General features: G+C 52.5%; 1 protein-coding gene. It reads right to left on the reverse strand.

Translation table 11 applies throughout. From position 1 onward, the window contains the following. Positions 1-853 (reverse strand): ISL3 family transposase (locus KO087_RS09520; RefSeq protein WP_215508990.1); only part of this gene is annotated, 853 nt, incomplete at both ends.

Here is an 853-nt window from a genome sequence, read left to right on the forward strand (position 1 = left end):
TGTTGGTGATCTCCTCGAACCAGTTGTTGTAGGCGCGCAAGCAGTAACGCCATTCCTTTTGCCCGCCTTTCTTTGCCTCTTCCATCCACTTTGAAAGGGCGGTGGCGGCGGTTTCTTTGTCGTTCTGAGAAAGGACGTAGGTGTAAAAGCCTTCTTTTAAGATGTAGGCGGTTCGAATGGCGTCGCTCTTTTCGAGCATGGTGGCGACGAGACCTTTTTCCGCCTCTGTAAGGTCTTTAGCCGGTTTTTTCAGGAGGCTGCGACTCCTTTTAAACCATTTCCTTTCCGTCGCCGTCATGCGTTTCTGTTCCCGTTTTCTGACGTTTTCCAAGGCCCAATGGACTTGGCGGATGAAATGGTAGCGGTCAATGACATGGGCGCTTTGTGGAAAGAAAGCCTCTCTCACGCCCTTAAAGGTGCCGCACATATCGCTGACAAAGATTTCGACGCCGCGACGCTCCGCTCGATCAATGGAAGAGAAATAAGCAGCTAAATCCTTGCCGTAGCGCGTCGGGAGAATGTCGATGATCCGATGGGCTTCCCCATCGGCCAAGGTGGTTTGGTACTTGCTTCCGCCGCTGTCGCCCTTAAACTCGTCGATACAAAAGACGCGAGGCAGCCGTTGACGGGGCACAAACAAACAAGCCACGATACGGAAAATACTCGTCGTTGAAATGCCTACTTCCCGCGCCAGCTCCGACACGGAACGGATATCTCGAAAAGCATCCACTACATAGGCAATTAAGCGCTTTGTCATCTGCTTGCCCTTGGCGGCAAAGGAGAGAGGTGCTTCAAAGCGCGCGCCGCAATCCTTGCAATCATAGCGTGTCTTCTTGACGCGAAGAAACACGTG

The organism is Peptoniphilus rachelemmaiella (assembly GCF_943169845.1).
GTDB lineage: Bacteria > Bacillota > Clostridia > Tissierellales > Peptoniphilaceae > Aedoeadaptatus > Aedoeadaptatus rachelemmaiella.